This window comes from Streptomyces hokutonensis (genome assembly GCF_000376565.1).
Taxonomy (GTDB): domain Bacteria; phylum Actinomycetota; class Actinomycetes; order Streptomycetales; family Streptomycetaceae; genus Streptomyces; species Streptomyces hokutonensis.
Map to the genome: position 1 here is coordinate 1 of NZ_BARG01000109.1, position 25,557 is coordinate 25,557.

The window sequence follows — 25,557 nt, forward strand, 5'->3', positions numbered from 1 at the left end:
CATCACTTGGACCGTAAGCCCCGTGACCTTCCTACCACTGGCACACCGTCAGGCTGCTGAACTCCCAGCTTGCGCACACGACTTCACCGCCCATCCGAGGGCTGATTTCGGTTGATCCTGAACCGTTCAGGTTCTTAGGAATCTCAACGCTGGAGCCGGACGATCACTGTGTGGACGGTGGCCACGCAGCGGCAGTGCGCAAGCCGAGTCAGCGGCAAAGCGCCATGATGGTGTCATCGAAGTCCGGGAACTCCCGTGTCGCCTGCTCGATGACTGCGGCTCCCGACTGCTGCTGGCCAGCTGCGAATCGTTCCGCGACGGCCACCAATTCGCGATTGGGAGACGGCGTCCAGTCAGGCTCGTAGGAGGTGGCTGCCTCCCAAGGGCCATAGCCTCCGGCCAACAGCCACAAGAAGGCGCCCAGATCACACGCCACGACACCGGTCTCACCCTCCGAACCCAGGAAGACCACAGGCTGATCGATGAGTGGGCTGTGCTGACGGATCAACCAGAACGCCGCATATCCACCCGAGCCATCCTGGCCAAACACACGGAAATCGTCGCCGCTCAACTCCGCGTTGCCAGTCCAGGCCCTGAACCAGTCAGTAGTTTGCTCCGCGGATAGGAAGGCCGGGAAGGGTTCGAAGTCGACCCCATCTCCGCCGTTGTACTCGATCGGAAGCGCCAGCGCAGCGGCCAACGCCTCGGGAAACTGTCGATCATCGGTAATCACTCGGACAGGCTAGCGACCACCAGTGTCGCTGGATGGCTGCGCATGAACCACCCGGGCTGGCCGGGCCAGCAGTACGTCAAGCATCAACCGAGACCGGACAACCACCTTGCCAGCCGGGTGAGTTACAACTTTCTCTACTGGTTCAAGGCGGCTCGCTCCGCTCCCCGCGCGCGGCCCGGCCCCCGGCCGGGCCTGCGCTCCTGTCTCCGCCCCGCTCCAGCCCAGCCGGCGCCCGTGCCGCGTTAGCAGACCAGCCGTGTGAAAGAGCAAGGGCGCACATGGATTTCTTCCGGTCGACTAGCGCCCCTGTGCGGCTAGCCTGATAGCTGCCACGAAGGGAGCGTCTTCCTGCTGGACCGAATCAGTTAGGTCATCATAGAGAACAATCGACGCATGACTTTCTTGCTCCATCGTGGCCCAAGCGGACCACGCATCATGCGCGTCAGAACTACTCACTGCGGCACCTTTTGAGCGCAGCAAAACAGCGTAGAGGAGAAACAGGCCCTCGGCACGGGGCGGGATATTCACCTCGGGCGGAATGAAACTTCTGATCCGTTCAGCATCTAGTTGAAGATAGTTCATGATGTAACCCTGCCTAAATAAAGAAGCACATACAGTGCGGCAAAGACTCCGGGGATTACGCGCTCCACATACCCAAGTTCAGCATATCTCTTTCTCAGCGGAGGCAGCGGATAACGCTTGAGAGAGTTCCACTCATCCTGGAAGATTTGAACTGGAAGGCGCTCCTCTAGCTTGTTTATGACAGCAAACTTTGCAGTGTTCAAATCTCTGTAGATATGCAGCTGAAGCCACCACGAGATCGAGAGCGTAAAGCCTGCAGCCGAGAGGGACAAGTGGACAGCGTAATGCGCCTTATCGAGCTTCTCATAGGCCAACGCCATGATAGAAATAAGCGTTGTCTGAACCGAAAGGAAGAAGGCATTGGCCGTGCCCCTTCGCACTGACACCCGGTCCGCCATTTCACCGCTAGTTTATACAAGTCGACAACTGTTGGATCAGGAACCTCACGGTTGTCATTCATCGACCGCCTCCAATAAGAGTCTTGAGATTTGACTAGGTCCACTTATGGATCTTGTCAGTTACGCCAGCAGCCTTCGGCGCGCGACAGATTTCGTCCCTGTACCCCTTCAGAAGGAGGTACGGAATTCCTTCCTGCTGTGCCATCCAGACTTCAGCATCAACAGCAGAATTTGCGTGCTGCCCGCAAAGAACTACGACGGAGAAGCAGCCTTAATTGCCCAGTCGGCAATCCAAAACGGGCTATCATCAAGTTTTGCTTGACCAATCAGAAATTCCTTTAGAACCACATCATGATCATAGTCGAAACTAATAAAGACGCGCGACTTCACTTACACCCCTAACCTCGTGATAATCCAAAACCTTTCATCCGGATTTTTCCTATACTGCAAACCTGCCATCACCCACCGGGCAGTGACATGCAGAGAGTCATTCCTTGTTAATCATGACGATCTATTACGGTACGCTCCTTGCGCTACTGCTGCTAGTAGATTCAACAATCTTCTAGAGCCACAGCGGGTGGCGGGTGTTCGCCAACAGACATCAGCTTGTCATCGGCTGCAGACACCAAAGCCTGCAAGTACAGGTTGGATCCTGCGACGCCAAGCCACCTACCCCCTTCAACAAGCGAACCCTCTGCACCAACGAGAACCACGTGTGGGCGGTCGTTGGCTGCTCGCTAACACTCCGCAGACATCCGGAGAGGTGCAACGAAGCCCACGCGCGCCCGGTCGGCGCACCGGCCGTCGTCGGCTGAGGTGCGAACACCAAGCGATTCTCGGGCTGTGCCTGGGCTATGTTCATTGCGCAGGTAGTCGGCCGAACAGCCGTGGCAACTGCGACACATACGCGTTCGATCGACAGTCAGGCAGCCGTTCCGATAGGACTGATAAGCCTTGGACAGCAGGTTTAGGCGTGGGCAGGGTGGGATCGACGCCGAGACGGATCCTCCCCGAACCGTCCCACCTGCTGCGAGTCCTATCCTGCGGGACTGCTCCTTCGCTATGCTCACACTCACGGCTTAGGGCTTGAACAGTAATCCAGGAGCTTGCATGGCCTTCAGTGCCTCAGTTCGGCGCCTCCTTATCTCCTCTCCCGGTGATGTGCCACGTACAGACTTGCTGATCATCCAGCAGTCGATCAACCGCTGGAACGGCGTTTATGGCGAGCAATTTGGATCAATCATCATGCCAATCTCTTGGGGTACGCACGCTGCAGCAGAATTTGGTCAGCCACCTCAGCAAATTCTAAACCGACAGCTTGTTGATAAATGTGATGCATGCATTGCGATCTTCGCCAATCGATTGGGCACGCCCACGGATCTACACGAGTCGGGTACAGCAGAGGAGATCTCTCGGCTCAGCGAGAGCGGCAAGCATGTGAGCATTCTGAGGTGTCGCCGTCCCGTCGATGCCAGCGTGATCGACTTTACCCAAGCGACGCGGTTGAATGAATATATTACCGAAATCGAATCGTCAGCCCTGATTCTTGACTATTCGACTGATGCCGACTTGGCGCGCCACGTGGAAACAATCCTTGTTGCAGCAGTGTCGCGAGAAGAAGCCAGAAACGACTTCCAATTGGAATACTCATCAAGAGGAGGCCCCGTTGCAGAGGTGTGGCCACGCGTTGACGCGATCGATCGCTCAGGGAAAAGGAACTGGTATCTTGTGTTGAATAACACAGGAGACGGGCCGGCCCGAGACGTGTCTCTGAAAATCGAGGCGGCCTCACCAAATGGCCAACCTTGGGAGATCATTACTGAACAAGAAGAGAACGGCCCTGATCTTCCAGTTCTGGCACCACACAGTGAGGTTCGATACCACATTGCCGCTAGTCTTGTAAGCGCCTCACAAGTCAACTGCACAGTTTCCTGGAATGACCTCCGGGGAGAACAGGAGAATATCGCTAGCCTTCGACTAGCGTGAGGACCTCGCGACAGTTAACGTTACGAGATTTAGCCTTAAGGTGGCTTGTATGCGAGAAGGAGATTGGCTTCGCGTAGACACGAATTTTCTACAACAGGCCTACAGTGACTACTCCGAAAAGGAAGTCCTGTCATATTTCGACGGACGTCCACCTGCATGGGGCGACATCCTGAGTGGCAGCATTCCGCAACGCGGCGTGTCGAAAGTTTTGGCAGCAGACCTCATGGAATACTCCCCCAAATCACCAGTGGGGCGGCTTCGGCTGATTCATGGAGCGAGTGGTGAAGGAAAGACGACGGTTGCCATGCAGTGTGCAGCCGATATCGCCCGTTCTGCACCCAACTCCTTGGTGCTGTGGAGATCTCCAAACGCGCCCCTTGACGCGTCACTCGTGCAGTCATTACCTACAGGTAAGCACTACATCCTTTTTAGCGACGACGCGGAGGAAATCGCTCACGATCTTTTCCAAATTGTCAACCGAGTCAAACGTCCAGACATTTCCTATGTCGCAATTTCTCGCTCAATCGATTGGGGAAATGCCCAAGGCGATGCATATCCATGGGCGACGCATATCGGATACAAAAAGTTTTATCTTAGAGGGCTGGACGAGGCTGATGCACAAATAGTAGTAGCCGCATGGAGTCAGCATGGCGAAAAGGGACTTGGCCGCTTGGCTGATTGGGAGGATGACGTTCTGCGTGTGGCAGAACTTCTGAGGGCAATCCGTGAAGAGGCTGCTGAAGAAGACGGCGCTCTGCTCGGTGGAATGATTCGTGTTCGCTACGGTGATTACTTTACAGATCGCGTTAGAGATTTGATAAGGTCCCTTGCCGCCCGGAGAACTCCTTCGGGGCATACGTTGTCTAGCGCGTTCCTATACATCGCGGCTGCACATTCGGTGCGATTGCATCTAACGCCAAGCATTCTTGCAGAAATGTTTGGCGTATCGAATTCTCAAATTATGAGCGAGATTGTAGTTCCGCTCCGCGATGAGGCTGCAGTCACAATGGCGGGAGGCGGTGTAATGAGTCGTCATAGACTCATCGCTGAATCCTGCCTTACAGTTGCGGAACAAGTCAATGTAAATCTCGCAGAAACGTACGCTAAGTTGGTGCAGTCTGCCATTCGAGCCGGGCGTCATCATTTTATTCGCGATTACGAGAAGTATCCAAATCTATGTCGTTTCTTTGAGAAGTCTCGGCTGGATATTGCCATAGCCACTGCCAGAGCGGCGGTAGCAGAGGAGGGGGATAGCCTTCGTTATATCCATAACCTCACACACGTCCTTCGCAAAGCGGATCAGGCCGATGAGGCAGGGTACATCTCAGAAAGCGCCTCCAAGAGACTGCTCTCGATGCGAGACCGTACTCTTTCAAATAGAGAAAGGGTATTTTATAGCGAATGGGCCAGCATCGAGGGCACGCTAGGGAACCCAGGCATGAGTGTCTGGCTCTCGTCAATCTCGCTAGCGGACCTGGCGGGAAATACGTCCCCAGGGTCTCATCACATTGAAATTGCACTTGCTGCCGTGGGTGGGACTATGGCATCCATGTATCAGAGAAACCCAATGGAAAAACTCGCTATGGGTGTGCGGGCTGCAGAAACGCTCGGCCACCTTCTCGACCTCAGCGAAACTGCGAAATCCTACTTCTCGCGCCAGCGGCGACTTGCTGACGAATGGGGTGTTCCCAAGCTTGGTCTTAATGACTGCAAGCTTGCACTTGAAGAAGGGATTGCAGCAGCATGGGCCGTTCGTGAGCGAGAATTGCCGCAACTCATTGCGATGCCCAAACTATCGTTCAGGGGTATGTATAAAGATCTGGGGTTTTCCTGATTTCCGTGTTCTGCATGGTAGCGCTATCCCCCTCCGCAATGGGTCGACGCTGAAAAGCAGGGAACGGTCGACGAGCCAGCGTCCTCCGTAAGGCCGGTGCCACGTTGATCCATGAGCGAGATGACGGTGCATTACCAGTGGATGACAACAACCAACGCGGCCCTAGTCACCTACAAGAGCCACCAACGGGCAACTGACCCGGCCAGGAATCCTTTATGACCTCTCAGTCGAGAATTCGAGACGAAGCAGTAATTACCCAATGCCTCGCCCACCGTTCCGCCGTCGCAGCCTATTCTGGTCGACGACGCCGTCAGCGTGGCCAAGGACGGTGGGGGATGCAGCGAGACATACGCGTGCGTGGTCGGCTGGCACCCCCGCCATCGTGGCTAGCTGTCGTCGGCTAAAGTTCGTGCCACTGTCGTGCAAGATGCAGGGGTCAGCCACAGTCAACGAGGGTGTCTCGCGGTAGATTTCTCGGCAGACTGACCAGGTATTGAAGCCCCAGCTCAGGGTCACCAATCCTCTCCCTTAAAGCAGGTGTCGCAGGTTCGAATCCTGCCGGGGGCACCAGGGAAATCGGCCCAGACCGATATGGTCTGGGCCGATTTAACGGCAGTCGCCTCTCAGACGGTCTGCAAACGGCGCTTGAGTAGCAGCCCATCAGCCCAAGGCAGAGCCCTCGCCCAAGTTGGCTTCGGGACGAAGAGGTCACCGCCCGATACCCCGCCACTACGGTTCCGCCGCCGCAACTTACCCCGGCGACGAACACACCCCGGCAGCGTGGCTGAGGCCGGTGGGGGTACAGCGAGGCACACGCGTGCGTGATCGGTCGCCGCGCCCACCGTCGTTGCTGACTGTCGTCGGCTGAGGCACAGGCCCCCAAGCCTCCCGCTTCCCCTGCTCCGTTCGGGGTGAGAGCCTCACGCCGTCGGAGTCCAAACCTCCCGGAGAGCAGGGTGAATGGCCTCGGCAACGCCGGAGGGCAATACAGGCGTGGCCTCGCGGCCGAACCAGTTACTCGGATGCAGCTGGTTGGTAGTTACCACGAGCATCGTGCCCGGGCTGCTCGCATTCTCGACCTCGAACGCGCACGGCGATCAGGCCAGCCCCTGGAAGTACGTCGGCCTGCCCCGCAGCCGCCAGCGGATAGCGGTGCCGTCGACAAAAATTCGTCGTGATCCCCTGCGGACCAGCGCCATAGATCCCCCCTCAACAGCAACGATGCTAGCGACCCCGGCCCCGCCGCCCGTCTCAGTTTCCGTCTCATTCAGCACCGTTCACGGTCGTTCAGACGAGACCGAAGCCGGTGGCCGCTCCCACGACCGAACGTCTATGAACGCAGGTGAACGGCCCCGTCCGATGCCCCCGACCCCACCACCACAGTTGGAAAGCGTGCTGGCCCAGCCGCAACGACTTACGTTCGATCAGGGTTGTTCCAGACCTACGAACCCTGCTCGGTCCCGTCGGTCGCGTGCCGCACAACTCTGGGGAGCAGGAGACGGACGTCGAACTCCGTCCAGCAGTCCGAGATTTCGATGCCCACTTCGGTTCCGCACCGGCCGCACGTCAGATTGGGGCTGGCGGAACCGTTGGGACGGCAACAGCCGATTCGACGCTCGGGGATGTGCGGTCGGAGCAGCCCGCCGTCGAGAGGGTTGATGACAGCAGTCAGCCACCTTTCGGAGTCCAACTTTCCCTGGAACACCCTGTACGGGGTGGGGTCGAGCATGACGGAGCCCCGAGAGACCGTGGACGGCCCCGTCACCACCGCCGAGTGGCACGGGCAAGCTGTTCAACAGGGCCTGCATCCAAGCTGGTTGCAGATGCCTGTGGCTGAACTCAGGCCCTCCTCCACCGGATACGCGGTGGCCACCTGGCGCGTGGTTCTGTACGTTGCCCCCATGACCGACAACCGAAGGGGCAATGCCGCGTAGGCGCCCCTCAGCCCTGCGGGGCGACATCCTTGTCCGCCCCTGGAGGCGGCGACGGTATCCGCTCATCCATCGTCTTTCAGGATCTTGCGCGGCCGACCTGCGTCGGCTGGAGCGGACACGCTTCTGGCCCGAAGCCACAGAAGAAGCGTTCTGGCACTGGCAGGCTTATGCCCACGGCCCTCTCAGACAACTTGCAGATCCACTCGCAGGCAGCGATTGCCGCATCCCCAGGTGCGGGTGTTACGGCGGCGGCTTTCGCGACCACCTCGAAGCCGTGCTTCACGCACTGCCCAGGAAGAGCGCACGTGAGTTGCGCACCCTCGTGCGTGCCCTCGACAGAAAGATCCTGGTACGGGCCAAGGTCATCCCGGCTGACAGCCTGGACGCGCCATGGTGGCGAGGTCAGCTCTAGGACTCCCTTGCGTCCCGTCGCCTTCGCCGCTGCTGCCGGAGCCGACGCACCTCTCCCCGACAGCGGTAGGCCCTCCCCGCGAGGTGTTCCCGCGGAGAGGGCCCATTCACGCCCTGCGCTCGCACGACCGTGGGTTACCCGCTGTTCTTCACCGGCCGACGAAACACGTCCCTGATCAGCCACCGCAGTTTGCGGGCGCGTGGGGTCTCGGTGGAGTAGCTGGTGGTGAACCTGATGTCGTTCGCGGTACGCCCCAGGGGCGTACCGTCAGGCGAGTACCGGGTGGGGGGTTGTTCGCCCATGCGTCTCTCCTACGGATTCGGAGACCTGGTCCCGCATCCCTTGCGCAGATCGTTGTCGGAGCGGGTCTTGGGGCCCCAGCCGATCCCGCTGGCGTAGCCCTGCATCACAGGGTAGTAGGTGTAGGTGCCGCCCCCGTCGTTGCAGTCCGTCGACCATCCGTAGTCGATGAAGCTGCTCGAGGTCAGTCCCGTGCCGTGCCAGTTGTTGTAGCCGCGCGGTCCGCTCCACGAGCTGCGCCACATCTGTGTCTGCAGCTTCTGCGAGCCGAACGAGCCGCTGCACGCCTGGGAGGTCTCCCACTGGAACCACGCCCCGGCGCCGGCTCCGTGGAACGAGACGTCCGAGATGTACACCGAGCAGCTCGCCGCCGCCGGAGCGGCGGGCGCGGCGGGCTTGGCGTCACCGGCCTTGTAGGTGAAGGAGTACGACTCGCCCTTCGTCGTCCTGCCCCACTCCCCGATGGTGGTCCCCGTCACCACACGGTGTCCGTCCACCATCACGTGCCCCACTGAAGGGTGCGGGTTGTCCGCGGCGTCCGGCGTCACCGCCGAGGCCGACGTGCCGGAACCCAGAACAGCGGCCGCGGTCAAGCCAACAGCCATGACGGACAGGGGTCTTGCTGTGCGCATAGGTGTTCCCTCCCGTTGCGATGCCGGTCGGTCGATCCGGCAACATGGGAACACTAGTTCGAAGGCTGGGAGGAGCGGGGCTCACGGCGCAGCCTTGGCCGAATCACGATCGCCCCATCTGCACTGAACACCCCACATTGGCGCAAAACCCCCTCCATCCTCGTCGCGCGCACCCGTACCTGGTCCCACAGTTCCAGGCCGGAACTGCACCGTCCGTCGAGGCCGGCTCCCCTCAGGGCTAACGTGAACGACGCCGACAGCGCCGCCTCTCCCGCACACACCCCAACACCCCTACCGACCCGCGCGCACCCCCATCGCCCAACTCCGCCGACCGTACGCCCTCCTCCACGTCAGCTACGTGCCAGACGCTGGATCCCCGAACACCGAGGGAACCGGCGAGGGGGGGAGAGCCCATGGGTGAGTGGAAGCAAGGGAAGTGCGGTTGGCCGACGGCGACCGGCCGGCGCTGTCAGAACAAGACACTGAAGGGCATGGCACGTTGCTACCTCCACCAAGGTGAGTGGACGAAGCGTGGCCAGGCCGAGTTGAACAAGCGCGCGGGCAGGCGTCGTAAGAAGTGATCCGTGATCGGTCCGGGGTCTCGCGGGAGTTGGTTGGAGGCGGTGACGGCGTAGGACCAATTCACAACGTGCGTACGCATACGCCGTGCCGAGGCCGACCTCGCGTGATCAGCTAGGTGCGTGGAGACCATCATCGCCAGTGGCATAGCCGTCCTGGGGACTCTGCTCGGTTCGGGGATCACTCTGGCGTTCCAGCAGCGCACCACCGACAGGAGTCACCAGTTCGCGCGCCGCGAGAAGCTTCGGCAGGAGCGGCTCGACGCCTACTCCGTGTACGCCGGGGCGCTGATCAACTATCGGCGCTGCCTGGTCCATCTGTGGTTCTGCGAGCACGAGCAGCCCCCGCCGGAGGATCCGGACGCGGTACGCATCCGTGCCTACGACCTGCGCTCCAACGCCCAAGAGGCCCTGTTCCGGGTGCAGATGCTCACGGACGACGAAGCCCTGAGCCGGGTCGCGGAGGACGTGCTCGCCGACATCACGGTGGTACCCAAGGCCGACGGAAGGGACGAGTTCGACGCTCGAAGGGCGCGAACTCGCGCCGGCATCAGCCGACTTGTCGGCCGGGGCAAGCAACACCTCTGAGAGACCTGTCCCCGGGAGGCGGACCATGCGCGGCCGGCGCTGGCAGGTCACCGCTTGGCCATCAGCTGAGCCCGGCCGTCGGTTGGGTCCCGGACGCGTTCTCCGGGCCGCCCCCGACAGGTCGGGGATGCAACCATTCCCTACGGAGCTGGAACCCCCGGAAGCCGGCCGCGCGCTTGCGACCATAGTCGTCAGCACTGACAACGGGCGCGAGAGTGACACGCGCCGCCGGCTCGGGCCGACCTTCCCTCCCCAACGAACATCCCCCGGGTCACCGACCCGGGGGATGCGCATCGCCCAGCCGTCCTACGGCAGCTTCACCACCGTGTAGTCATCGCAATACCCCGCCGCCGAACCGGAGTTCTTGTAGCAGTACACCGACGCCGCCGTGTTGGAGACGCCCGTCGTGAAGAAGATCGGTTCCTGGGTGTACGTCGTCGTGGAGCCCCGCAGGTAAGTCTCGGTGCCGCCGAAGCTCTTCACGCCGACCGCGACCTCCTCGCCCGAGGTCGCCACCTTCGCCCAGGCCGCCAGCAGGTAACTGCCGCCGGACGTAAGGCCGCTCACCGTCTGGATCGCGCCGCTCGCGCTCACGCCGGTCTGCAACGAGTACGTTCCCGTACGGGAGTTGGACGCGACCACGCTGGACGCCGTGCCCGTGCTCTGGGTCCACGGAGTCAGTGCGCCCGTCTCGAAGCCCGGGTTCGTGACCGTGTTCGTCGACGACGTCAGCGGTTCTACCGCCAAGTCGTCGCAGTAACCCGCCCCAGCGCCACCGGCGTTCTTCCAGCAATACACCGTGGCCGTTGTCGTCGACGCGCCCGTCGTGAACAGGATCGCCGCCTGCGAGTAGGACGTCGACGCTACGTTCGTGTACGTCTCCGTGCCGCCGAAGTTCTTGACGCCTATCGCCAGGGTTTCGCCTGCCGTTGCCACCTTGCCCCAGCCCGTCAGCAGGTACGTCGTCGACGGGGTCAGGCCAGTGAGGGACTGGTTCGCGCCGCTGCCGCTTGCCGCTGTTGTCAACGCGTCTGCTCCCGTGCGGGAGTTGGACGCCGTTACCGAGGACGCCGTGCCGCTTGCCTGGGTCCAGGGGGACAGGCTGCCCGTCTCGAAGCCCGCGTTGGAGAGGAGGTTGCCACCGGTGCCGTTGTACGCGCCGATGTTGGGGGCGGCCGTGGCCGACACCGCGTTGCCGTACGCGTCGGAGCCGCCGTTGGATGCGATGACCGCGCCTGCCCTGATCACCGGGGACGACGGGTGGACCTGGTACGCGTTCTTGCCCGTGTACGACGAGGACGTGTTGGCGTTGCCCGCGTTGCGGAACTCCGGGTCCGACGTCACCTTGGCCGCGTCCGCGGGTTCGCGGGACGGGTGGTTGCCGTAGAAGAGGTTGTTGGAGTAGGTCGAAGTGCCGGTGGTGGTGAAGTAGTTGCCGGAGCCGTAGTTGAAGACCGCGTTGTTCCGGAAGGACAGCGCGCCGCTGATCGACGTGCCCGCGCGGGAGTAGAGGATCGGCGTGCTCAAGCCGTCACGGACGGAGAACGTGTTGTTGTAGAACTGCGGGATCGCGGACGAACTACCGCTCTGATTTGGCACTCCGCCTACGAAGTGCAGGACTCCGCCGCCGTGGGTCTGCGTGCCCGACGTCGGGCAGCCCGAGTTGCTGCCGTCGTTCTCGCTGATGTTGTAGCGGACGACCGTGCCGTCGCTGGGGACCGTCGACGTGGGTTCGTTGGCGATGGTGAAGGGGGGCATCACCAGGAGGAAGCCGCCGAGGTTCTGGTGGCTGTAGTTGTACTGGAACGTGGTGTTGTGGTTGCCCCAGTCCACGTCGAAGCCGGTGCCGTCGGCGCCGTTGATGTGGCAGTAGACCTCGTTGTTCTGGACGACGGTGTTGGAGCTGCCGGACATCCAGATGCCGGCGGAGGCGCCGTTGCAGTACTGGCCCGACGGCGGGCAGGTCGACTTCGCGCCGCCGTAGCCCGCCTTGTTGCCGTCGATCAGGGCGCCGTCGTTCTTGACGACGAGGATGTCGTCCGCGCCGTCGTACGTCATCGTGTTGTTGCGGATGACCGTGCCTGTGGTGAGACCTGTGCCCTGGCCGTCCGCGTCCGGTGTCACCGCCACCGCTATGCGGTCCACGTGGTCGAAGGTGTTGTTCTCGACGACCACGTCGTTCCACGTGGAGACCGGGGTGGTGTGGTCGGTCTGGACGCCTACGCCCGCGTTCGTCGAGTACCAACCGCCGCCGTAGCCCGCGATGTTGTGGATGTACATGTCGTGGACGCGGATGTGGTTCAGGACGCCGCCCGAGCTGTTCTCGGCCAGGACGCCCGAACGGTACGCCGGGGACGAGGAGTTGTCGATCAGCTCCAGGCCGCCGATGTCCCAGTACTGCTGGTTCAGGAGGTGGATGACCGCGCCCGTCGCGCCCGCCGCGTCGATGATCGGCTTCGCGCCCGAACCGTAGGACGCGATGGAGATGTTGCTGCCCGAGGAGCCCGAGCCACCCGGAGTGAGCTGGCCCGTGCAGGTCGTGCCGGCCTTGAAGAGGATGCTGTCGCCTGCCGCAAATGTCGTGCTGTTGACGGCTGTTACCGAGTTCCAGGGGCTGGCGCTGGTGCCGGTGCCGTTGGAGGAGGCCGAGCAGTCGACGTAGTAACTGGTGCCCGCCGCCGAGGCGTTGGTCGCCGTGACGGGGACCAGCAGGGCGCCCGCCAGCGCCGCGATCAGGGCCAGGGCCCGCGGCCTTCGGCTTCGGCGGGTGGCGAAAAGTGGTCCGTCGGGAGAACCGAATCTGCGACGCTTCATTGCGCGCTCCTTGGATGGGTGGATGTGTCCCTTGCCGCTGCGTGCGGCGAGATTCCCCTCTTCACCAGGCGCGATGACCGGTTGCCGCCGGTGCGCCTGGAGCGTGTGGTGCTGTCCCGACGCCGGATTCGACGGCGTCGGGACAGCGTGGAGCCAACGACCCGCCATCGACGGGCCGTTGAGGTCAGCGGTCGTTCAGGTCGCGGATCACCAACTCGCCAGTGAACCGTCCGCGTTGCGCCAGACCGGGTTGCGCCAGCGGTGGCCGCGTTCGGCGGCGGCGCGGACCTTGTCCTCGTCGACGGTGATGCCGAGGCCGGGGGCCGTCAGGCGGTGGATGTAGCCGTCCTGGACCTCGAACGGCGACGCGTCCGCGAGGTAGCCGAGCAGGCCGCTGCTGTCGCCGTAGCCGATGCCCAGGGACTGTTCCTGGATGAGGAAGTTCGGTACGGCGAAGTCGAGTTGGAGGCTCGCGGCGAGGGCGATGGGTCCCAGTGGGCAGTGCGGGGCCACGAGGACGTCGTAGGCCTCGGCCATCGCGGCGATCCTGCGGGTCTCCGAGATGCCGCCCGCGTGGCTGATGTCGGGCTGGGCCACCGCGATGCCCGCGCCGAGGACCTCTCTGAAGTCCCAGCGGGAGAAGAGGCGTTCGCCGGTCGCGATGGGGATGGAGGTGGCGCGGACGACGTCGCCGAGGTCACGGGTGAACTCCGGGAGGACCGGTTCCTCGACGAACATCGGCAACAGCGGTTCCAGGTACGGGAGTACGCGCCTCGACATCGCTCCGCTGAAGCGTCCGTGGAAGTCCAGCGCCAGGTCGCGGTCCGGACCGATCGCTTCCCGTACGGCGGCCACGCGGGCCACGATCGCGTCGATCGCGGCGGGGGTCGCCAGCGGTTCGAGTTGCGCGCAGGGGTTCATCTTCACGGCCGTCAGGCCCTTGGCGACCTGGCCCGCCGCCGACTCGGCGAGTTCCTCGGGACTCTCGCCGTAGAGCCAGCCGTAGATACGGACGCGGTCGCGGACGTGGCCGCCGAGGAGTTGGTGCACGGGGACGCCGTGGGTCTTGCCGGCGATGTCCCACAGGGCCTGATCGATGCCGGCGAGGGCGCTGCTGAGGACCGGGCCGCCGCGGTAGAAGCCGCCCTTGGCGAGCATCTGCCAGTGCTCCTCGATGCGGGCGGGGTCCTGGCCGGTCAGGTAGTCGAACATCTCCTCGACCGCCCTGGCCGTGGTGTGGGCCTTGCCCTCCACGATGGGCTCGCCCCAGCCGGATATGCCCGCGTCGGTGTCGACGCGCAGGAAGAGCCAGCGCGGTTCGACGAGGAACAGCTCGTATCCGGTGATTTTCATGCTGCGGACCTCCGGGTCCTACGGGTCGTACGGGTACGGGGAGCGGTTTTCACGGGTGGCGGAGAGGTCCTACTCCTGCGAGCTGATGCTGCGCCCGCCGTCCACGACCAGGTTCTGGCCGGTGATGAACGACGCGTCGTCGGAGCCGAGGAAGGCGACGGCGGCGGCGATGTCCTCGGGTTCGCCGATGCGGCCCACCGGAGTGCGGGCGGCCGTCTGGGCCCGGTACTCGTCCGGGGCGTCGGTCCACAGACCGGTGTCCACCGCACCGGGCACGACCGCGTTGAACCTGATCCGGCCCGCGTACTCGACCGCCAACTGCCGTACCAGCGCGCTGACTCCACCCTTGGCCGCGGCGTACGCGGGGAAGCCGCTGAAGCCGAGCACCGCGTGCACCGAGCCCGTCACGACCACCGCGCCACCGGCCGCCGAGAGCAGCGGAACGGCGGCCCGGACGCCGTAGAAGACGGAGTCGAGGGCGAGGCGGAGGTGGTTGTGCCAGGAGGAGTCGTCGAGTTCGTGGATCGCGCCGGGGAGGTTGCGGCCGGCGTTGAGGTGCAGCAGGTCGAGGCGGCCGGTCCATTCCTGGGCGGTCCGGATCGCCTCCGGCCACGCCTCGGGGTTCGTGACGTCCAGCCCCAGGTGACGGGCCTGGCCGCCCTTGGCGCGGACCTCTTCGGCCACCTTCTCGGCCCCGGCCGCGTCCACGTCGGTGACCAGCACGGACGCGCCTTCCTCGGCGAGGCGGCGCGCGGTGGCGGCGCCGATGCCGGAGGCGGCGGCGGTGAGGAGGGCCGTACGGCTGGTGAAACGAGAGGCGTGACGGTCGGGGTGGTTCTCGGGGGTGGTGCGGCTCATGGTGTTCCTCTCGGCGTGACCGGCCCGTCCGGTCATCCGTCCTACGTCCGTCCTACGGGAGTGCCCTTCCGGGTCGGCCTACGGCTCGGGCCGACCCGTCCGGTCAGATCGTGCGGGTGCTACGGGTGCTACGGGTACTGCGGGTGCTACTGGTCGTAGGGGTACTACTGGTCGTACGGGTACTACGGGTCGGCTCGCGCTCGCGCATCCGGGTCGTACGGGTACTACGGGTCAACCCGCCCCCACGTACCCAGGTCCTACGGGTCACCCCGCCCCCACCTACTCAGGTCCTACGGGTCACCCCGCCCCGCCGGCCCCCGGCCCCGCCGTAGACCCCCGCAACACCAACCGCGGCTCGGTCGGCACGACCACATCCCCCGGCGACTCCCCCCGGATCTCCGCGACCAGCGCGTCCACCGCCGCCGTCCCCAGTTCGTGCAGGGGCATCGCGACCGTGGTGAGGGGTGGGGTGAGGTAGCCCGCGACGGGGAGGTCGTCGTTGCCGACGAGGGAGATGTCCTCGGGGATGCGCAGGCCACGCTCGTGGATGGCCCGCATCGCCCCGATGGCCTGGGCCAGCGAGCTGGTGTACAGCGCGGTGACCTGGGGTTCGCCCTCGGCCGGGGTGAGGAGTTCGCGGGCGGCCGCCGCGCCGCCCTCCTCGGTGAAGTCGCCGGAGGCGACCGGTGCCGCGACCAGACCCAGTGACGCGGAGTGCCGTAGGAACGCGTCGCTGCGGTCCTCACTGGGGGTGATCCCCGAGGGGCCGGCGATGTGGCCGATCACCCGGTGACCGAGGCCGTGCAGGTGGTCGAGGGCCGTGACGCTCGAACGCGCCACGTCCATCGTGACGTTGCGGCCCGAGCCCTTGACGGCGCGGTTGAGGAAGACGTGCGGAACCGGGTTGCGGCTCAGGGTCTCCAGTAGGGGGTGGTTCGGGCGGGCGGAGGCGATCAGCAGGCCGTCCACCCGCCCCTCCTTGACCAGGTCGTTGAAGGTGTCGTCGGCCTCCTGGCCGTCGAAGTCCTCGGCGAGCAGGGAGAGATAGCCCAGTTCACGGGCGCGCTGGTAGGCGCCGCGCGAAATCGTCACGTACGTCGGGTTGTTGAGGGCCGGCACCAGCAGGGCCAGGGCGTGGGTGCTGGCCCCGGCCAGGGCGCGGGCCCCGGAGTGCGGGCGGTAGCCCAGGGCGGCGGCGACCTCGTGGACGCGCTGTCGGGTCTCCGGCCGGACGGACAGGTCCTGCCGTCCGTTGAGCACCTTGGACACCGTCGCCTTGGAGACTCCCGCCTCCCGTGCGACGTCCACCAGCCTTGCCCGTACGGGCTGTTCAGCCACCCGAATCCTCCCTGACCGCCGACCGAATCATCCCCGACTGCCGGGTTCGCCTGGGGTGTGGCGTTCGGCATGCGGTGTTGCGTTTGACCTCTTGACACCTTCTGGCGCCGCAACCTAGCGTTCGCCGAAGTCGTTGGTCAACCGGTTTCCTTGGATGGATTTCAGTGATATATCCATTCAGGCCCGGAATATCCGGCGATCCACGCACAGCCGATGGGACTCGGCTGTCGCGGAGGATTACCGACTCTCTGTATCAAACCCCTGCAAGCACGACGAAATCGGCATGCGCCGATGATGGGTGAGGTGTGCAATGAAGCGCTCCGGGAGACTGCTCACGGTCGCCACCGCGGTCGCCGCCCTGGCGACGTCGCTCGCCGCCTGTGGCGGCGGCTCCGACTCGACCTCGGCGGACGGGACGGTCACGCTCCACGTGGAGGCGTGGAAGGGCGGCGGCGCGGAGCCGGCGAACATCGCCGAGATCAACAAGGCCTTCGAGAAGGCGCATCCGAAGATCAAGATCGACTTCAAGTACACCACCGCGGACCCGACCTACACGCAGAAGCTCCAGCCCGAGCTGCTGGGCGGCAAGGCCGGGGACGTCATCATGGTCGACGCGGACAAGATGAAGAAGTGGGGCGCCTCCGGCTACCTCGCGGACCTCTCGAACGAGTCGTGGGTCAGCTCCATATCCTCGGCCGCGAAGCCCTTCACGCAGAGCGACGGCAAGACGCTGGCCATGCCGATGGAGCTGATCGGCATCGGGCTGTACGCCAACATGGACCTGCTGAAGAAGGCCGGGATCACCGAGGTCCCCGCCGACTGGCCGACGTTCCTCGCGGACCTCGCGAAGATCAAGAAGGCCGGGATCACGCCCATCTCACTGCCGGACAAGGCGGGTTGGACCGGCAGCTCCATCTTCCAGGCGAGCGGTTCGACGACCGTCTACCAGAAGAACAAGCAGTGGGACGCGGACTTCCTGGCCGGCAAGGCGTCCTTCGGCTCGGACTGGAAGGAGCCGCTCGACCAGCTGAAGACCCTTGGTGACAAGGGCTTTGTGAACTGGAAGAACGAGCTCGGCGTCGACGAGTGGTCGCAGGGGCCGCAGGACTTCAGCGCGGGCAAGAGCGCCTTCTGGTACCAGGGTGCCTGGCAGGTCTCCAACATCAAGAAGGCCGGTTTCCCAGTGTCGTTCGCCCCCTGGCCGGGCGGCGCGGCCGGCACCAAGCCGAACGCGATGCTGTTCTCCGGCACGGCGTGGGGCGTCAACTCCCAGTCGCAGCACGCGGATGCCGCGAAGGAGTACGTCAAGTTCTGGTCGCAGAGCGCGAATCTGGCGAAGTACCTGGACGCCGAGCACGCCGAGTCCCCGTTCACCGGTGGCACCACGCCCGACTCGACGGAGACGACCATCTTCAACACGGCCTTCACTGAGGGCCGTTACCGGGTACTGCCGTCCAACACCTGGTACGGCTCCCAGTCGGAGACCGACACCGGCTCCAAGATCCAGTCGTTCCTGCTGGGCCAGTCCGACGCGGCGAAGACGCTGAAGGACATCCAGACGGCGGCGTCCGCCAAGTAGCCGTATCGGTCGGGTAGTTGGGCCGTCCGGTCAGTCGAACACCGCCCGGGTGATCGACCCGGCCGGCCCACCTCCGTCCCGCCCACTCCCCCAAGGGGCCTGACGGCCAAGGAGGTTGATCCCCCGTGTTCCACCGACGGCGTGCCACCATGGCCGCCTTCCTGCTCCCCGCGATCGCCATGTACGCGCTCTTCATCCTGTATCCGCTGTTCAGGGGCGTCTACTTGAGCCTCACCGACAGCGTCGGCGGCCCGATCTCCCACTTCGTCGGCATGGACCAGTACACGGCGATGGCGGACGACCCGCAGATCTCCGCCGCCCTGTGGCACACGGTCCTCTACGCCGTCGTGGTCGTCGTCGTGCAGAACGGCCTCGGGCTGCTGTTCGCGTCGATGCTGTTCCGCCGCGAGAAGGTCAGAAAGGCCCTGAGCGTCGTCCTGTTGACCCCGACCCTCATCTCGCCGCTGATGGCCGCGTTCATCTGGTCGTACCTCTTCGCGCCGAACGGCGGCCTCAACGCGCTGCTCGACGGGGTCGGTCTCGGCGGCCTCGAGCACGTCTGGCTCGGCGACCCGTCGACCGCGCTGTACTCGGTCGCGACGGTCAACATCTGGATGTTCACCGGCTACTCGTGCGCGATCTTCCTCGCCAGCTATATGAGCATGCCGACCGAACTCCTCGAAGCCGCCGCCCTGGACGGCGCGTCCGGCTGGCGCCGCTTCCGCAGCATCGAGTGGCCGCTGCTGGCCCCCGCGCTCACCGTCAACGTGACGCTCAGCCTGATCGGTTCGCTCAAGGTCTTCGAGTTCCCGCTCGTCCTGACCAACGGCGGCCCGGCCGGCGCCACCGACACCCTGACCCTGCTCGTGTACCGGAACATCTTCGGCGGCGGGAAGTTCGCCTACGGCGTCGCCATCGCCGTACTGCTCCTGGTGACCGTGGTCGTCCTGTCCAGCGCGACCAACTCCCTGCTCAGACTGCGCGAACGGCGCGTGTGACGACGTACGGACGCTCCCAAGTGCGTACGCACGCCCGGCAGTTCACCGTCGGCACCGTTGGAATCGTTGGAATCGGACGGATCACTCCATGACCTCACCCCCCTCAACTGCGGTCTCCGCGGCGGAAGTCAGCCGCCCCGCCGGGAAGCCTGACGCGCCCCAGCCCCGCGCCGCCGCACCATGGACCCCGCGCAGGCTGGCCACCGGCCTCGGCACCACGGCGCTCACCCTCGGCACGGTCCTCTTCGTGCTGCCGTTCGTCTTCACGATCGTCACCTCGCTGCGCACGGCGGCGGACGTGGCACGCTCCCCGCTGGGCATCCCGCACTCCTTCACCCTGAAGAACTTCACGCACGCCTTCAGCCAGATCCACTACGGCACCAGCACCCTCAACACCCTTCTGATCACCGGGCTTTCGTGCGTGCTCATCACCGTCCTCGGCGCGCTCGCGGGCTATCCGCTGGCCCGCATCACGGCCGGCTGGTCGACGGCGGTGTACCGCCTCTTCATCCTCGGCACGTCGATCCCCGTGTTCGTCGTGGTCGCGCCGCTGTACCTGCTGATGCGCGACCTGAACCTGCTCGACACCTACGCGGGCGTCGTCTTCATCTACACCGCGCTCAACCTGCCGCTCGCCGTGTTCTTCTACACCAGCTTCATCCGGCAGATCCCGGCCGACCTGGAGGAGGCGGCGGCCCTCGACGGCTGCGGCGCGCTGCGCACCTTCTTCGTCGTCATCCTGCCTCTCCTCCGCCCGGTCACCAGCACCTTGTTGACCTTCATCTCGCTCCAGATCTGGAACGACCTGCTGGTCCCCCTCGTATTCCTCCAGGACCCGGGCAAGCGCACCGTCATGGTGAACGCGTACTCCTTCATCGACCCGCACACCGTGCAGCCGACCACGCTCTTCCCGGCCGCGCTGCTCGGTGTGCTGCCCCTACTGGTCATCTTCATCTTCTTCCAGCGCCAGATGGTCGCCGGAATGTCGGCGGGAGCGGTCAAGTGACGGACCATCAGTTTCTACGGCCCCTGCTCACACCCCAGTTGGTCGGCACCCGGGTGATGGCCATCCTCAGGTCGGCCGACGCCTCCGCGCTGCCCGCCGCGGCCCGTGCCCTCGCGGCCGGCGGGATCACCTGCCTGGAGGTCACCCTCACCACCGCCGGGGCGCTCGACGCGATCGCCCGGATCAAGGACGAACTCGGCGCCGGGGTATCGGTCGGCGCCGGTACGGTCCTCAGCAAGGGCGACACCCGGGACGCGCTGGCGGCGGGCGCCGAGTTCCTGGTCTCCCCGAACGTCGAACCGGACGTCATCCACGACGCGGCCGACCAGGACATCCCCTTCTACCCGGGAGCGTGGACGGCGACCGAGGTGACCACCGCCTGGCGGGCCGGCGCGGCGGCCGTGAAACTCTTCCCGGCCTGCACCGGAGGCCCCACCCATCTGCGCCAACTCCGCGCCCCGCTCCCGCACATACCGCTCATGGCGGTCGGCGGCGTCGACCTCGAAGCGGCCGGGCAGTACATGGCGGCGGGCGCCCTCGCCGTCGGCGTCGGCTCCCCGCTGCTGCGCGACGCCGACCGGGACCCCACCCCCGAGGCGCTGGACGCCCTCACGGCCCGGGCCCGCGCACTGCTGGAGACGGTCAGGCCCGACACCGGGCCCAAGGAGAAGAACCCCCTGTGAACACCCGTAAGCCTGCTGTCGAGAAGGACGAGCCCTACCTCGTCACCGTGGGCGAGACCCTGGGCGTCCTGTCCGCCGCCGGTCCCGGCCCGCTCACCCTGGGCACCACCCTGCGCCTCGGCGTCGCCGGCGCCGAGTCCAACGTGGCGATCGGCGTAAGTCGCCTGGGCGGAAAGGCCACTTGGATCGGCCGCGTGAGCGAGGACGAGCTGGGCGAGCTGGTGCTGCGCGAACTCCGGGCGGAAGGGGTGACCGCTGTGGCCGTACGGGACGCGGCCCCTACTTCCCTGCTCCTCAAGGAGAGACGCACCAGCACGCACCACCGGATGCGCTACTACCGGACAGCGACGGCGGGCGTCCGCCTGACCCCCGAGGACATCCCGGAGGAGGTGGTGGCGGGGGCGTCGGTCCTCCACATCACCGGCATCACACCGGCGTTGGGGGAGGGACCGGCGCGGGCGGTCCGCCGGGCGGTCGACATCGCCCGCGAGGCAGGGGTGTTGGTGTCCCTCGACATCAACTTCCGCTCCCTGCTGTGGAACGAGGGCGAGGCACGGGAGGCGGTTCTCCCTCTCCTCCACGACAGCGACCTGGTGTTCGCGGGTCCGCACGAGGCACGGCTCGCGGTGCCGGACCGCCATGAGCCCGAGGAACTGGCCAAGGGGATCTGCGAGTTGGGCCCGTCCGGTGCCGTGATCAAGCTGGGCGCGGAGGGGGCCTTCGCGCTCCTCGACGGCCGTCCGCACCGCCAACCCGCGCTGCCTGCACGTGTGCACGACTCGGTGGGTGCCGGGGACGCGTTCGTGGCGGGCTACTTGGCCGAGCTGCTCGCGGGTGCACCGGCAGCGGTCCGGCTCGACACTGCCGCCCGGGTCGGCGCGTTCGCGGTCGGCACGGAGGGCGACTGGGAGGGCCTGCCGCGCCGGGGCGAACTCCCGCTGCTGGACCACCACGACGACGTACTCCGCTGAGGACTGAACTCACGATGACAAGTACTGGTATCGCAGGGCACGTTGAGGTCCTGACGGGTTCGTACACGCCGGACACGGGTGGTGAGGGCGTCGGCCTGACGGCGCTGCGGCTCACCCCTCAGGACGGTGGTCTGAGCGTGGTGGACGCGGTGGCGGCGAGCGGCGCGTCGTTCCTGGCCGCGCACCCGACGCTCCCCGTCGTCTACACGACGCACGAGTCGACGCCGGGCGCGGTGGGGGCGTTCGCCCTGCGGGAGGGCGCGGCGCCGACTCCCCTCGGGGCGCCCCTGACCAGCGGAGGCGCGAACCCGTGCCACGTGTCCGTCCACCCGAGCGGCGACTTCCTCCTCACCGCCAACTACGGCACGGACACGCTGCCCGGCACGGTGGCCGTCCACCGCCTGGACGCGGACGGCCGGCTGTCGGACCTCACGGACGTGGTCGAACACAAGGGTTCGGGCCCGGTGACCGGCCGCCAGGAGGGCACCCACGCCCACCAGGTCCTGGTCGACCCGGCGGGCCGCTACGTCCTGGCGACGGACCTGGGCGCGGACACGGTGTTCGCGTATCAACTGGACGCAAACACCGGCAAGTTGAACCAGGTCGGCGCGTCCCGCCTCCGCCCCGGCTCGGGCCCCCGCCACCTCGCGTTCGCCCCGGGTGGCGACCTGGTCCTGAGCGCCGACGAGCTCTCCTCCACGGTGACCCTCCACCGCTACGACGCCGAGACCGGCACCCTGCACGAACTGTCCCGGGTGCCGGCAACGGCCGTAGCGGACATCCCCAACCAGCCCGGCGGCATCGTCACTTCGGCCTGCGGCCACTACGTCTGGGTCACCAACCGGGGCGCGGACACAGTGGCGGCGTTCCGACTGGCGGGCACGGTGCTCGAGCCTCTCGGCGAGATCCCGAGCGGGGGGAGCTGGCCTCGGGGGCTGAACGCGGCGCCGGGGCACCTGCTGGTGGCGAATCAGCACAGCGGGACTGTGGCGGTGTTGCGGGTGTTGGGGGACGGGACGTTGGGGGAGACGGGAGTGGTGGTTGCTGTGGGCTCGGTGGTGTGCGGGCTGGTGGTGTGAGCGCGGAGGCGCGCTGCCGTGCTCCGGTCGGCTCAGTTGAAAACAGCTGGTTCACGTCCCGTCCCATGCCTGAGAATTCTCGGTGTGGCAGACACGGAACCCATCGAAAATGAGACGCCGGACGGGCTGCTGGGCTGGTGTCTGGTGGCCAACGTGTCGCGGGAGACCACGCGCGGCGAGGACGGTCTCGACATCCAGCGCGGCACGAAGCACTTCCCGGTGGGTGCCCTGCTGTGGATCCCGCCCCCGCGCTGGGACCCCGGCTGGGGCCGCTGGCACGCTGTCGGGCGGCACAGGGGCAACGGCCGCCGGTACATCAACATGGTCGTGCGCGCGGACGACCTGGAGAACTTCCGGGTCAAGGGTGTCTACAGCGAAGGTCTCGTCCGCAGCCTCAACGGCTACCGCCACGACCCGGCCGCCCCGCGGACCCTCCAGAACCCGTGGACCCGTGAGCGGGCCCAGAGCTGGGCGGACGGCCGCAACGACCTCCGGGAGAGGATCGTCGTCGACGGCCGGCGCCACCCGCAGATCTCCGTCCCCAACCCGCCGCCGGCGGAACTCGCGGTCGGCGGCGAGATCCTGCACCTCGCCCAGTACGGCATCAGGGGACCCCACTACAGCCGCATGCCTCCTCCCGTGGAATGGGTTCCCGAGACCTGAGACGTGGCGTTCCACAGCCGCCAGGTTCTCGTTCGGCGGCCTTCGCCACGCCCGGCGCCGAAGGCCGCTGCTTCGAGGCATTCATCCCGGCAGAGGAAGCAACCTGCCGCTCCAACGCTCGTCGTCAACGTCGCCCGGTTGCCTCAGCCGGATGTCAAAAGCGTTCTCCAGCAGTGCCAGGACGCTGTGCAGGGGTGCAACCTGTCCAGGAATGAGCCCGAGGGGCCTCATGGCGTCGTCAAGTCTTGCCGGGTTCCGCCCGGTCGGTTCGATCACCTGGAGTGTGTGGAAGTCGACGATGATCTCGCCGGCCACCGCGTACTTGAACCAGTGCATCGGTTTCTCGTTGTAGTGGAGCACCACGGCCTCCGTGCCCGCGGAGACGCGACTCAAGATCCTCTCATCGAGTCCATGCACGCCGCCCTGCTCCCATGCCCACGTCCACGGGCCATCGACACCGCTGGTGACGACGGGCTCCTCATCGTCGAAAAGGTCGTCGCCCAAGTCGTCCGAGAGGTCTACGGCGTCGCGAAGCGCCAACGTCTCCGGATCCACCGCCATGCGGGTGAGCAGCTCGACAGCGGTCAGGTCCCGCACGAAGGTCAGCGTGTAGATGGGGAAATCGCCCTCGCGGAACAAGTCCAGTCCACGGCCCGTCACCGGAGCGCGACCTCCGCACAAGCCACCGCGTACGGCCAAACCGCCGCCCCGACCTCCTCCGCCGACCCTGCGCAGTCCCGCCGCAGCCAGTCGATGACCGTGCCCAGGATCGCGCCCGCGAGGAAGGCGGAGACCGGGTCCGTGGTGTCGGGCTCGACCGGGAGGCCGCGGCTGGTGCGGGCCGCGAGGGCGATGCGGTGGAGGAGGTGGTTGATCATGCGGGCGCTGCCCTCGTCGCAGAGGAGGGCGCGGTAGAGGGGGGCGTGGGCGGCGACGTGGGTGAAGAGGGCGGGGAGAGGATTCGGCAACGGGCTTCCGTCCGGGGCCAGTTGGCTGTGCGGGATCGGCTCCGTGGCCACCAGCTCGTCGTAGGTCGCGGTGCACGCCGCGACCGCCAGATCGTGGACGTCGGTGTAGTGCTCGTAGAACGTCGAGCGGTTGACGCCGGCCCGTTTGGTGAGGTCGGCGACGGATATCTGGCGCAGGTCCCGTTCGATGACGAGTTCGCGCAGGGCGGCTTCGAGGGCGGCGCGGGAGCGGAGGACCCGGGGGTCGGGGAGGCCGGGGCGTTCAGGGGGTTGCGCTGGCATGCGGCAACAGTATTCTCTCCAACACCTGGTGGTTATCCGACAGTTGTCGGGAAGAAACCGAGCGCGATCCGCGACGGGTACAGGAGGCCCCGCATGGCCACGTACGTTCTCGTGCACGGCGGCAGTCACGGTGGATGGTGCTACCAGCGCCTCGCACGGATCCTGCGCGCGAACGGCCATGAGGTGTACGCCCCGACCCTGACCGGGCTCGGTGAGCGGTCGCATCTCCTCGGGCCCGGTGTCGATCTCGACACCCACATCACCGACGTCACCCAACTCCTGTGCTACGAGGGGCTGTTCGACGCCATTCTCGTGGGGCACAGCTACGGCGGGATGGTCATCACCGGTGCCGCCGACCGCGCCCTGGACCGCGTCGGCCATCTCGTTTATCTGGACGCGGCCACCCCGGCGAACGGCCAGTCCCTCGCCGATGTGGCACCGGAGCTGATGGCCGCCTCGCGGGCGATGGGGAGGGTCGTCGATGGGGTGGAGCTGGTGAACTTCCCGGGTGAAGGGCCCATGCCCCACTACGGGTTGACCGATCCCGACGACATCGCCTGGCTGGCGCCGAAGATCACGCCCCACCCCTGGAAGTGCTTCGAGCAGCCGTTGCGGCTGAAGGACGAGGCGGCGGTGCGTGCGCTGCCGCAGTCGCAGATCGTGTGTACGGCGACGCTGCCCTTCCGCGATCCGGCGGACCTCGAACCGGCGCGCGCCGCCGGGCGGTTGTGGGACATCGACACCGGCCACGACCTGATGGTCAGCGAGCCGGAGGCCGTCGCCGACCGGCTCGAACGGATCGCCTCGCACTGAGCGCCTCACATCGATCGCCGCGACTTGACAGTCAGTCACATTACCGAAACGTAACCTACCGACGGGTATCACGAGTAACTTACCCGCAGGTAAGTTCCAGGCGAACCACTTTCCGGCGGCGCCGGCGCACACACGTGGGACGCGTGTGTGCGCCACCGTGCCGCCGCTTCCTGAC

General features: G+C 65.6%; 22 protein-coding genes. 11 read left to right on the forward strand and 11 right to left on the reverse strand.

Annotated features, from left to right (window positions below; all coding sequences use genetic code 11):
• Positions 1-208: 208 nt before the first annotated feature.
• From SSP08S_RS50495 to SSP08S_RS62265, 3 genes are all read right to left on the reverse strand, one after another.
• Positions 209-733 (reverse strand): hypothetical protein, encoded by a 525-nt coding sequence (locus SSP08S_RS50495; RefSeq protein ID WP_019075287.1) that lies wholly within the window; start codon positions 731-733, stop codon positions 209-211.
• Between the two features lie 297 nt (positions 734-1,030).
• Positions 1,031-1,315: a DUF7701 domain-containing protein gene (locus SSP08S_RS58610; protein ID WP_051106153.1), complete on the reverse strand. Its 285-nt coding sequence runs from the start codon at positions 1,313-1,315 to the stop codon at positions 1,031-1,033.
• Complete coding sequence (locus SSP08S_RS62265; protein WP_158697341.1) at positions 1,312-1,713, reverse strand: RipA family octameric membrane protein; 402 nt, start codon at positions 1,711-1,713, stop codon at positions 1,312-1,314. Before SSP08S_RS62265 ends, SSP08S_RS58610 begins: the two co-directional genes overlap by 4 nt.
• 1,110 nt (positions 1,714-2,823) lie before the next feature.
• Between SSP08S_RS62265 and SSP08S_RS62270 the strand changes: the two genes are divergently transcribed.
• A complete protein-coding gene (locus tag SSP08S_RS62270; RefSeq protein WP_158697342.1) occupies positions 2,824-3,699 on the forward strand; it encodes a DUF8453 domain-containing protein in 876 nt (291 codons plus the stop codon).
• Between the two features lie 49 nt (positions 3,700-3,748).
• Positions 3,749-5,533, forward strand: a complete 1,785-nt coding sequence (locus SSP08S_RS62275; RefSeq protein ID WP_158697343.1) for a P-loop NTPase — start codon at positions 3,749-3,751, stop codon at positions 5,531-5,533.
• A 2,480-nt stretch (positions 5,534-8,013) separates the two neighbouring features.
• Here the strand turns inward: SSP08S_RS62275 and SSP08S_RS62280 are convergent.
• Positions 8,014-8,181, reverse strand: a complete 168-nt coding sequence (locus tag SSP08S_RS62280) for a hypothetical protein (RefSeq protein ID WP_019075290.1) — start codon at positions 8,179-8,181, stop codon at positions 8,014-8,016.
• Positions 8,182-8,190: 9 nt separating this feature from the next.
• The gene (locus tag SSP08S_RS50515) at positions 8,191-8,784 is read right to left on the reverse strand and encodes a hypothetical protein (protein ID WP_019075291.1); all 594 of its coding nucleotides are present in this window, start codon (positions 8,782-8,784) and stop codon (positions 8,191-8,193) included.
• Positions 8,785-9,512: 728 nt separating this feature from the next.
• On the opposite strand from SSP08S_RS50515, the gene kilB reads away from it, so the two are divergent.
• Positions 9,513-9,977 (forward strand): plasmid transfer protein KilB, encoded by a 465-nt coding sequence (gene kilB, locus SSP08S_RS50520; RefSeq protein ID WP_019075292.1) that lies wholly within the window; start codon positions 9,513-9,515, stop codon positions 9,975-9,977.
• Between the two features lie 306 nt (positions 9,978-10,283).
• On the opposite strand, the gene SSP08S_RS50525 is transcribed toward kilB, so the two are convergent.
• The 4 genes from SSP08S_RS50525 to SSP08S_RS50540 form a co-directional block, all read right to left on the reverse strand.
• Complete coding sequence (locus SSP08S_RS50525) at positions 10,284-12,791, reverse strand: right-handed parallel beta-helix repeat-containing protein (RefSeq protein WP_019075293.1); 2,508 nt, start codon at positions 12,789-12,791, stop codon at positions 10,284-10,286.
• A 207-nt stretch (positions 12,792-12,998) separates the two neighbouring features.
• Positions 12,999-14,144, reverse strand: coding sequence for a galactonate dehydratase (gene dgoD, locus SSP08S_RS50530; RefSeq protein WP_019075294.1), 1,146 nt, complete (start codon positions 14,142-14,144; stop codon positions 12,999-13,001).
• Positions 14,145-14,213: 69 nt separating this feature from the next.
• Complete coding sequence (locus SSP08S_RS50535) at positions 14,214-15,002, reverse strand: SDR family NAD(P)-dependent oxidoreductase (RefSeq protein WP_043260411.1); 789 nt, start codon at positions 15,000-15,002, stop codon at positions 14,214-14,216.
• 297 nt (positions 15,003-15,299) lie between these two features.
• Positions 15,300-16,340, reverse strand: a complete 1,041-nt coding sequence (locus SSP08S_RS50540) for a LacI family DNA-binding transcriptional regulator (RefSeq protein WP_043260410.1) — start codon at positions 16,338-16,340, stop codon at positions 15,300-15,302.
• 310 nt (positions 16,341-16,650) lie between these two features.
• Here SSP08S_RS50540 and SSP08S_RS50545 point away from each other — a divergent pair, with 310 nt between their 5' ends.
• The 7 genes from SSP08S_RS50545 to SSP08S_RS50575 all read left to right on the forward strand — a co-directional run bounded on the left by SSP08S_RS50545 (position 16,651) and on the right by SSP08S_RS50575 (position 23,319).
• The gene (locus SSP08S_RS50545; RefSeq protein WP_019075297.1) at positions 16,651-17,919 is read left to right on the forward strand and encodes an ABC transporter substrate-binding protein; all 1,269 of its coding nucleotides are present in this window, start codon (positions 16,651-16,653) and stop codon (positions 17,917-17,919) included.
• 125 nt (positions 17,920-18,044) lie between these two features.
• Positions 18,045-18,917 (forward strand): carbohydrate ABC transporter permease, encoded by an 873-nt coding sequence (locus SSP08S_RS50550; RefSeq protein WP_019075298.1) that lies wholly within the window; start codon positions 18,045-18,047, stop codon positions 18,915-18,917.
• Between the two features lie 88 nt (positions 18,918-19,005).
• The gene (locus tag SSP08S_RS50555; RefSeq protein ID WP_019075299.1) at positions 19,006-19,923 is read left to right on the forward strand and encodes a carbohydrate ABC transporter permease; all 918 of its coding nucleotides are present in this window, start codon (positions 19,006-19,008) and stop codon (positions 19,921-19,923) included.
• The gene (locus SSP08S_RS50560; RefSeq protein ID WP_019075300.1) at positions 19,920-20,606 is read left to right on the forward strand and encodes a bifunctional 4-hydroxy-2-oxoglutarate aldolase/2-dehydro-3-deoxy-phosphogluconate aldolase; all 687 of its coding nucleotides are present in this window, start codon (positions 19,920-19,922) and stop codon (positions 20,604-20,606) included. The genes SSP08S_RS50555 and SSP08S_RS50560 overlap by 4 nt, the downstream gene beginning before the upstream one ends.
• Positions 20,603-21,577, forward strand: coding sequence for a sugar kinase (locus SSP08S_RS50565; protein WP_019075301.1), 975 nt, complete (start codon positions 20,603-20,605; stop codon positions 21,575-21,577). The genes SSP08S_RS50560 and SSP08S_RS50565 overlap by 4 nt, the downstream gene beginning before the upstream one ends.
• Before the next feature lie 14 nt (positions 21,578-21,591).
• Entirely contained in the window at positions 21,592-22,656 is a 1,065-nt protein-coding gene (locus SSP08S_RS50570; protein ID WP_019075302.1) for a lactonase family protein, read from the forward strand.
• Between the two features lie 84 nt (positions 22,657-22,740).
• The gene (locus tag SSP08S_RS50575; RefSeq protein ID WP_019075303.1) at positions 22,741-23,319 is read left to right on the forward strand and encodes a hypothetical protein; all 579 of its coding nucleotides are present in this window, start codon (positions 22,741-22,743) and stop codon (positions 23,317-23,319) included.
• A gap of 81 nt (positions 23,320-23,400) precedes the next feature.
• On the opposite strand, the gene SSP08S_RS50580 is transcribed toward SSP08S_RS50575, so the two are convergent.
• Both SSP08S_RS50580 and SSP08S_RS50585 read right to left on the reverse strand, forming a co-directional pair.
• Positions 23,401-23,979, reverse strand: coding sequence for a DUF6461 domain-containing protein (locus SSP08S_RS50580; RefSeq protein WP_019075304.1), 579 nt, complete (start codon positions 23,977-23,979; stop codon positions 23,401-23,403).
• Positions 23,976-24,569, reverse strand: a complete 594-nt coding sequence (locus SSP08S_RS50585; RefSeq protein WP_019075305.1) for a TetR/AcrR family transcriptional regulator — start codon at positions 24,567-24,569, stop codon at positions 23,976-23,978. Before SSP08S_RS50585 ends, SSP08S_RS50580 begins: the two co-directional genes overlap by 4 nt.
• 93 nt (positions 24,570-24,662) lie before the next feature.
• On the opposite strand from SSP08S_RS50585, the gene SSP08S_RS50590 reads away from it, so the two are divergent.
• Entirely contained in the window at positions 24,663-25,382 is a 720-nt protein-coding gene (locus SSP08S_RS50590) for an alpha/beta fold hydrolase (RefSeq protein WP_019075306.1), read from the forward strand.
• The last annotated feature ends 175 nt before the right edge of the window (positions 25,383-25,557 follow it).